This window comes from Streptomyces sparsus (genome assembly GCF_054776295.1).
In genome coordinates, this window is sequence record NZ_BAAHCA010000129.1 from 1 (window position 1) to 8,588 (window position 8,588).

Below are 8,588 nucleotides of genomic sequence, written 5' to 3' on the forward strand. Positions count from 1 at the left end.
CGCGGTCGAGCGGCGCCACGTCGGGGTGCTCCCGGCGCTGCCGCTCCACGTAGCGGTCGTAGGCGGTCTCCCCGGTGAACTCCCGCACGTACCACCACAGCCGGGCTGCGGTGCGTCGCAGGGCCGTGGTCGCCGTCATGTCCGGGCCTGCTCGCGGTCCTCGGGAACGCCGCCGCCGGGGCCGAGCCCGGCGGCCTCCAGCTCCGCCTTCTCCTCCTTGGTGGGGAACAGCCCGGCCGGGGCGATCAGCCGAGACTGCTCGAACGGCGCTTCCCTGAGCTCCGTGCCGGCCGGGTCGCGCACGGCCTTGACGCAGATCCGGGCGGCGTCGGCGAGCACCACCACGATGAGCACGGCGAACACCGCCGAGAGCGTGCCCTGCACGGTGGTGTTGGTGACGATGGTCTCCAGGTCCCGGAGTTCCTGGCCGCTGAACTCGCCGGTGTCGATCTGTTCCTGGGCACGGGCCCGCTGGCTGAAGAAGCCCACCCGCGGGTCCCCGGAGAACACCTTCTGCCAGCTGGCGGTGAGCGTGACCACCACGTCCCAGACGAGCGGTACGCCCGTCACCCAGGCCCACTTGAGCCGGCCGGACTTGATGAGCAGCACGGTGCACACGGTGAGCGCGACGGCGGCCAGCAGCTGGTTGGAGATGCCGAAGATCGGGAAGAGCTGGTTGATGCCGCCCAGCGGGTCGTGCACGCCGACCCAGAGGAAGTAGCCCCAGGCCAGGACGACGGCGGCACTGGTGAGGTAGACCCCGGGCATCCAGCCCACCTCGCGGAACCGGCCCACGGTCGGTTCGGCCCGGCCGATGCCGCGGGCCAGGCCGCCCGGCATCCTCGTCACCCGCCGGGCCCGGGCGAGCGTCGGCTGCGTGTTGCCGATCATCTCCTGGAGCATGAAGCGGCCGACGCGGGTGCCGGAGTCGATCGCGGTCAGGATGAACAGCACCTCGAACATGATCGCGAAGTGGTACCAGAAGGCGACCATGCCGGAGCCGCCGATGACTCCGGCGAAGATGTACGCCACGCCCAGCGCGAAGGTCGGCGCCCCGCCCGTCCGGGACAGGATCGAGCCCTCCTCGACCTCCCTGGCGGCTTCGGCCAGTTGGTCGGGGGTGATGGTGTAGCCCCAGCCGGTGATGGTCTGCGACGCGGACTCCAGCGTCTCGCCGATGACGGCGGGCGGCGCGTTCATCGCGAAGAACAGGCCCGGGTCCAGGATGCACGCGGCCGTCATGGCCATCACCGCGACCGACGACTCCATCAGCATGCCGCCGTAGCCGATCATGCGGACCTGGGTCTCCTTCTGGATCATCTTCGGTGTGGTGCCCGAGGAGATCAGTGCGTGGAAACCGGACAGGGCGCCGCAGGCGATGGTGATGAAGACGAACGGGAAGAGCGAGCCGGCGAACACCGGGCCGTCACCGCGGGTCGCGAAGTCGGTGACCGCCTCCATCTTCATCACCGGCAGCGTCACGACGATGCCGATCGCCAGCAGACCGATGGTGCCGATCTTCATGAAGGTGGACAGGTAGTCGCGCGGTGCCAGCAGCATCCACACCGGCAGCACCGAGGCGACGAAGCCGTAGATCACCAGCCAGACGACCAGGGTGCTCTTGTCCAGGGTGAAGGCGGCGGCCCAGGAGGAGTCGGCGACCCAGCTGCCGGCGGTGATCGCGAGCAGCAGCAGCCCGATACCGAGCGCGGACACCTCGGCGACCCGGCCGGGCCTGATCCACCGCAGGTAGACGCCCATGAACAGGGCGATCGGGATGGACATGGCGGTGGAGAAGGTGCCCCACGGGGACTCGGCGAGCGCGTTGAGCACCACCAGGGAGAGCACCGCGATCAGGATGATCATGATGGTGAAGACCGCGACCAGCGCCGCGACGCCGCCGATCGGCCCGATCTCCTCGCGGGCGATCCGGCCCAGCGACTTCCCGTTGCGGCGGGTGGAGAAGAACAGCACCACCATGTCCTGCACGGCGCCGGCGAAGATGACACCGACGATGATCCAGATGGTGCCCGGCAGATAGCCCATCTGCGCGGCCAGTACCGGACCGACCAGCGGTCCGGCGCCGGAGATCGCCGCGAAGTGGTGGCCGAGCAGTACTCGCCGGTCGGTGGGGTGGAAGTCGACGCCGTCGTCGAGCCGTTCGGCCGGGGTGGCCCGGTTGCGGTCGGCCCTGAGCACCCGGTGCACGATGAACCGGCTGTAGAAGCGGTAGCCGATCGCGTACGAGCCGAGCGCGGCGGCCACCATCCACGCGGCCGAGACCTCCTCGTCGCGGGAGAGCGCCAGCATGGCCCAGCCGAGGGCGCCCACCAGGGCGACAGCCGTCCACACGGCGATCGACTTCGGCGACGGACTGCCCCGTCTCCGGGCTTCCGGGGCGGGCGGTGCGGCGGGCTCGGTCATGCTGCGGCTCCGTTCCAGCGCGTGATCTCCGTCGTTGACGCGCAGGAAATCTAGGCCGTGCGACGGGGGACGTCACTAGGGCGTCCGTGCCGCGAGAGGGGAACGGTCGAGTTGTGCGGTGAACGGCAGCTTCCGCTCAGCCGCCTGCCCGTCAGGCGGAGTTGGCGATCGGTGCCGTGGACTTCGGGCCGGGCGGACGCACGACCGGTGGACGCACGTGAGCGGCACCGAAGACGGCCGCTGACCTGGCCGGTTGCTGCCGCGGCGGTCGCTCACCGAGTGGGCATGCCTCCGTGCGGGCTGTTGACGACCATGGCCAGCGATCCGGCGGCCAGGTAGTAGTGCCCCGGGAAGTAGTCGATGTGCTGGTGCCCGCCGTCGTCCATCTCCGCTGTCGACCGGAACTCGTCGGCGAGCACGGTCAAGCCCGCTCGGTCACCCTTGACGAGCAGAACGCGGCGCTCCGGGTCGACTGCGATACGCACCCCCGGGCCGCTGGTCGCCGCCACCTCGACCGAGGCGAGCTCCGTGCCACCGAAGCTCGGCTCAGCCGAGGCGGTGGTCTCCACGCAGCCCTTCCCCGCGTCGAGAGCACGGGCCAGGGCGAGGAGTCCCGGCGCCCCGCCCGAGACGTCGACCGTACGGTCATCAGGAAAGAACAGGGCTCTCATCCGCCACAACCCTTCGGTTCCAGGGCGCTCCCGGCCGGCCGCTGCCCACCGCTGACGGGCTCTCCAGGGCCCGTCCCCTCGGCGCACCCGCGTGCGGGGCCCGCACCTGGCGGGCGCGGCTCACTCCTGGGGGCGTCGCAGCCTCGCCACGAACTTGTACCGGTCACCGCGGTAGACCGAGCGCACCCACTCCACGGGCTCGCCCTGCCGGTCGAAGGAGTGCCGGGAGAGCATCAGCATCGGCAGCCCGGTGTCCGTCCCCAGCAGCCCCGCCTCCCGGGGGGAGGCCAGGGACGTCTCGATGGTCTCCTCGGCTTCCGCGAGGTGCACGTTGTAGACCTCACCGAGCGCGGTGTAGAGCGAGGCGTACTTGACCAGGCTGCGGCGCAGTGCGGGGAACCGCTTCTGGGACAGGTGGGTCGTCTCGATCGCCATCGGCTCGCCGCTGGCCAGTCGCAGCCGCTCGATGCGCAGCACGCGGGCGCCGGTCTCGATGTCGAGCAGGGCGGCCAGCCGGTCGTCGGCGGTGATGTAACCGATGTCGAGCAGTTGCGAGGTGGGCTCCAGGCCCTGGGCGCGCATGTCCTCGGTGTAGGAGGTCAGCTGGAGTGCCTGCGACACCTTGGGCTTGGCGACGAACGTGCCCTTGCCCTGGATGCGTTCCAGGCGCCCCTCGACGACCAGTTCCTGCAACGCCTGGCGCACGGTGGTGCGGGAGGTGTCGAACTCCGCCGCCAGGGTGCGTTCCGGCGGCACCGGCGTGCCCGGGGGCATGGTTTCGGTCATCTCCAGCAGATGGCGCTTGAGACGGTAATACTTGGGCACGCGCGTCGTCCGGCCGTTGGTGCCGTTGCCGTCGACCGCGGCTCCGCCGGCCGGTGGGGCCGCGCTTCCTCCGGCCCCCGTGGCAGGTCTTCCCGGCTCCTGTGCTGCTGCCGTCACCGGCTTCCTCCGACTCCGTACGTAGCGGGTCACATCGTGGCACGGGCCCCGGTAACGAGGGGCTCACGGCTCAGGTGTCGTTCCGGTAACGGACCGGACTGCCCTTCTTATACACCCTTGACACCCCTATAGGTCTAGGCCAAGCTGCGGTCACTGGTCTAAACCATTAAAGACCAATCCCAGCCCCACGGGCAGTACCTCGTCGTATGTCTCCGCGGTGGGCGGGAGGTTTCTGGCATCCCCGAGGAGGGTGACGTGAAGCGCAAGCTCATAGCGGCCATTGGTGTCACGGCGATGATGGCGGGTGTGGCTGCCTGCGGGTCGTCGGACACCGACAGCTCGTCGAAGGACCCGAAGGACCGGAACGAGACACTCACGGTCTGGCTGATGAACGACGCCGAGAGCACCTGGCCCGAGCTGGTCAAGGATGTCAACGCACAGTTCAAGAAGAAGTACCCCAAGGTCGAGGTCAAGGTCCAGTACCAGCAGTGGGGTGACAAGGCCAAGAAGCTCGACACCGCCCTCGGTGGCACCAAGTTCCCCGACGTGGTCGAACTCGGCAACACCGAGACCATGACCTACATCCTGAACGGTGCCCTCGCCGAGGTCGACCCGGCGAAGTACGAGAACTCCGACACCTGGATCGGCGGACTCAAGGACACCTGCACCTTCGAGGGCAAGCTGTACTGCGTCCCCTACTACGCGGGTGCCCGGGTAGCCGTCTACAACACCGAGATGTTCGAGAAGGCCACCGGGTCCAAGGACCTGCCGCAGACCGAGGACGACCTGAAGAAGGCCCTCGACAAGGTCGGGGAGGAGTACGGCGACGACAAGGCGTTCTCGCCCCTCTACCTGCCCGGCAAGTACTGGTACGCCGCGATGTCCTACGTCGCCGCCTACGGCGGGCAGATCGCCGAGTACGACGAGGGCAGCAAGGAGTGGAAGGCCACCCTCAGCACGCCCGAGGCCCAGAAGGGCATCAAGCACTTCATCGACCTGGTCAACACGTACAACAACGCCGACCGGACCAAGGACGAGCAGGACCACGCCAACGTCATGGCGAACAAGAAGGCCGCGCTCATCTACGGCAACGGCTGGGAGGCCGGCTCGGTCGTCGAGGGTGAGAGCGGCAACCCCGAGCTGGAGGGCAAGATCGCCACGGCCGGCATGCCCGGCCCGAACGGCAAGGCCCTGCCGTCCTTCATCGGCGGCTCGGACCTCGCGGTCATCGAGAAGTCCGATGTCAAGGACCTGGGCGAAGAGTGGATCTCGATGTTCACCAGCGAGAAGTCCATGGAGGTGCTCGCCTCCAAGAACATCCTGCCCAACAACACCAAGCAGCTCGAGCCGCTGAAGGAGAAGCCGGAGACCGCGCCGATCGCCAACGCGGTGCCGGACGCCTGGTTCACCCCGATCGCGCCGGGCTGGACCGCGATCGAGAAGCAGCTGGTCCTGCCCAACATGCTCAACGACATCATCAAGGGCGGTTCCGTGGAGGACGCCACCAAGAAGGCCGACAAGCAGATCAACGAGCTCATCAACAACGAGTCCTGATCCTGCCAGTCGTCAGGAGCGGGCGGGGGCTCGGTCGCAGGCCCCCGCCCGCTCGCCCTCCTGGTGCTCAGATACGAACGGAAGGTCAGCACTGTGACTGCCGCCGACACCAAATCAGCCGACCCGCCGGTAGCCGGGCCGTCGCACCCGGAAGGGAACGGCCCCACACCGCCCGGAGGTGACGCCCGGCCCAGAGGTGAGGGCCCGGGCAGCAAACGCCGTCGCAACGTGCTGCCCTACCTGCTGATCGGCCCCGCGATCATCGCGATCGGCGCGGTCTTCGCCTGGCCGCTCGTCCAGACCGTGATCATGTCGTTCCAGGACCTGGGCCGCCGTGAACTGTGGACCGGCCAGACCCCGCCGTGGGTCGGCTTCGAGCAGTTCACCACCATCCTGAACGACCCCCACTTCTGGGCCGTCTCCTTCCGCACCGTGCTGTTCATGGTCGTCTGCGTCACGGCCACCATGGTGCTCGGCCTGCTGCTCGCCATGATGATGCAGCGCATGTCCACCTGGATCCGCCTGCTGCTCACCGGCGCGCTCGTCGCCGCCTGGTCGATGCCGCTGCTGGTGGCCACCTCGATCTTCCGCTGGTTCGCCGACTCCGACTACGGCGTCGCGAACAGCCTGCTCAGCAAACTGCCCGGCGTGGACTTCCAGGGGCACAACTGGTTCCTCGACCCGTGGCAGGGCTTCAGCATCATCGGCGCCGTCGTCGTCTGGGGTGCCATCCCGTTCGTCGTCGTCACCCTCTACGCCGCCCTCACCCAGGTCCCGCGGGAACTCGAGGAAGCGGCCCAACTGGACGGCGCCGGCCAGTGGGGGGTCTTCAAGCACGTGATCTTCCCGGTCATCAAGCCGGTGTTCCAGATGGTCGCCACCCTGTCGGTGATCTGGGACTTCAACGTCTTCGGCCAGGTCTTCCTGATGCGCGGCAACAAGCCCGAGCCGGAGTACGAGCTGCTGGGCATCTACTCCTTCCAGAAGGCGTTCTCCAGCTCCTCGTTCAGCCAGGGCACCGCCATCGCACTCATCACCGTGCTGATGCTCTCCGGCGTCGCCGTCTACTACCTGCGCCAGCTTCTGAAGACGGGAGAAGTCGAGTGACGACCACCACGCCCATCGCCCCGGACTCGTCGGCGACCAAGCGCGCCAACCCCGCTTCGGGAAGAACGGAACTGAGGCCCGACCGCAAGAAGCGGCGCCTGGGCTACGACCTCGTCGGCGTGCTCGCCTTCCTGGTGATGGCCTTCCCCGTCTACTGGCTCCTGGTCAGCGCCTTCCGGCCGAACCACGAGATCCGCAGCTACGACCAGTCGCTGCTGCCCACCTCGGTCACCTTCGACAACTTCGTACGGGCGACCGAGACCGGGTTCTTCTGGACGGCGATCAAGTCCAGCCTGATCATCTGCGTCAGCTCCGTGCTCGGCGCCATGATCATCGGCACCATCGCGGCGTTCGCCATCGGCCGCTTCAACTTCGTGGGCCGCAAGGCGTTCATGATGGTGCTCATCGTCGTCCAGCTGCTGCCGCCGACCGCGATGCTCATCCCCATCTACGTACAGCTGAACGCGCTCGGCGCGCTCAACGAGTACTGGGGCGTCATCGTCGTCTACCTGGTGTCGGTGCTGCCCTTCACCACCTGGATGATCCGCGGGTTCGTGATCAACGTGCCCAAGGAACTCGAGGAGTCCGCCATGGTGGACGGCTGCACCCGGATGGGCGCGTTCTGGCGGGTGATCTTCCCGCTGCTCGCCCCGGGCCTGGCCGCCGCGTCCATCTTCGCCCTGATCACGGCGTGGAACGAGTACCTGTTCGCCTACATCCTGATGCAGGACAACGACAAGTACACGCTCAACGTGTGGCTGATGAACTTCACCACCGACCGCGGCACCGACTACGGCGGCCTGATGGCCGGCTCGGTCATGATCGCCATACCTGTCGTGATCTTCTTCATGCTCGTCCAGAAGAAGATGGCCGCGGGCCTCACCTCCGGCGCAGTGAAGGGGTAGCGCACGCCCATGACGACTCTCGTCCAGGAAACCGACACCGTCACCCGTGACGCCCTCGCCGTGCTCCAGCCCGGCTTCACCGGCACCACCGCACCCCCCTGGCTGCTGCGCCGCCTGCGTGAGGGGCTCACCTCCGTCGGACTGTTCGGCCGCAACATCGAGTCCGCCGAGCAACTGGCCGCGCTCACCGCCGAACTCCGGGCCGTGTGCCCGGACGTGCTCGTCGCCATCGACGAGGAGGGCGGCGACGTCACCCGGCTGGAGGCGAGGACGGGCTCCTCCTTCCCCGGCAACCTCGCCCTGGGTGCCATCGACGACCCGCGGCTCACCCGCGAGGTGGCCCGCGAACTCGGCCGCCGGCTGGCCGCCTGCGGCGTCAACCTCAACTGGGCGCCCTCGGCCGACGTCAACTCCAACCCGGGCAACCCCGTCATCGGCGTCCGCTCCTTCGGAGCCGACCCGGAGCTGGTGGCCCGGCACACCGCCGCCTACGTCGAGGGCATGCAGGCCGCGGGCGTCGCCGCCTGCACCAAGCACTTCCCCGGCCACGGCGACACCAACGTGGACTCCCACCACGCGCTGCCCCGCATCGACGCCGACCTCGTCACGCTGGGCACCCGCGAGCTGGTGCCGTTCCGCGCCGCGGTCGCCGCCGGCACCAAGGTCATCATGAGCGCGCACATCCTGCTGCCCGCCCTGGACCCGACCCTGCCGGCGACCCTCAGCCCCTCCGCGCTCAACGGCCTGCTGCGCGCCCCCGCCGAGCAGGGCGGCCTCGGCTACGAGGGGCTGATCGTCACCGACGCCGTGGAGATGAAGGCGATCGCCGACACCCACGGCATCGAACGCGGCACCGTGCTCGCCCTGGCGGCCGGAGCCGACGCGATCTGCGTCGGCGGCGGCCTCGCCGACGAGGACACCGTGCTGCGGCTGCGCGACGACCTGGTGCGGGCGGTCCGGGACGGCGAACGGCCGGAGCAGCGGC

The 8,588-nt window shown here is 68.7% G+C and carries 8 protein-coding genes; 4 read left to right on the forward strand and 4 right to left on the reverse strand.

All coding sequences use genetic code 11. From position 1 onward, the window contains the following. The 4 genes from ACYVE9_RS09540 to ACYVE9_RS09555 form a co-directional block, all read right to left on the reverse strand. The coding region (locus ACYVE9_RS09540; RefSeq protein ID WP_461027327.1) for a CstA-like transporter-associated (seleno)protein at positions 1 to 139 on the reverse strand (139 nt) is incomplete at its 3' end. Then, on the reverse strand, positions 136 to 2,424 hold the full coding sequence (locus ACYVE9_RS09545; protein WP_461027321.1) for a carbon starvation CstA family protein: 2,289 nt from the start codon (positions 2,422 to 2,424) through the stop codon (positions 136 to 138). The genes ACYVE9_RS09545 and ACYVE9_RS09540, both read right to left, overlap by 4 nt. Positions 2,425 to 2,696: 272 nt before the next feature. Continuing rightward, complete coding sequence (locus ACYVE9_RS09550; protein ID WP_461027322.1) at positions 2,697 to 3,095, reverse strand: Imm32 family immunity protein; 399 nt, start codon at positions 3,093 to 3,095, stop codon at positions 2,697 to 2,699. Between the two features lie 120 nt (positions 3,096 to 3,215). Beyond that, positions 3,216 to 4,037 (reverse strand): GntR family transcriptional regulator, encoded by an 822-nt coding sequence (locus tag ACYVE9_RS09555; protein ID WP_461027323.1) that lies wholly within the window; start codon positions 4,035 to 4,037, stop codon positions 3,216 to 3,218. A gap of 255 nt (positions 4,038 to 4,292) precedes the next feature. Between ACYVE9_RS09555 and ACYVE9_RS09560 the strand changes: the two genes are divergently transcribed. The 4 genes from ACYVE9_RS09560 to ACYVE9_RS09575 all read left to right on the forward strand — a co-directional run. Continuing rightward, positions 4,293 to 5,591 (forward strand): sugar ABC transporter substrate-binding protein, encoded by a 1,299-nt coding sequence (locus ACYVE9_RS09560; RefSeq protein ID WP_461027324.1) that lies wholly within the window; start codon positions 4,293 to 4,295, stop codon positions 5,589 to 5,591. A 93-nt stretch (positions 5,592 to 5,684) separates the two neighbouring features. Continuing rightward, a complete protein-coding gene (locus ACYVE9_RS09565; protein ID WP_461027325.1) occupies positions 5,685 to 6,698 on the forward strand; it encodes a carbohydrate ABC transporter permease in 1,014 nt (337 codons plus the stop codon). A gap of 14 nt (positions 6,699 to 6,712) precedes the next feature. After that, positions 6,713 to 7,603 (forward strand): carbohydrate ABC transporter permease, encoded by an 891-nt coding sequence (locus ACYVE9_RS09570; protein WP_461027328.1) that lies wholly within the window; start codon positions 6,713 to 6,715, stop codon positions 7,601 to 7,603. 9 nt (positions 7,604 to 7,612) lie between these two features. Further along, on the forward strand, positions 7,613 to 8,588 hold a 976-nt coding region (locus ACYVE9_RS09575; protein WP_461027326.1), incomplete at its 3' end, for a glycoside hydrolase family 3 protein.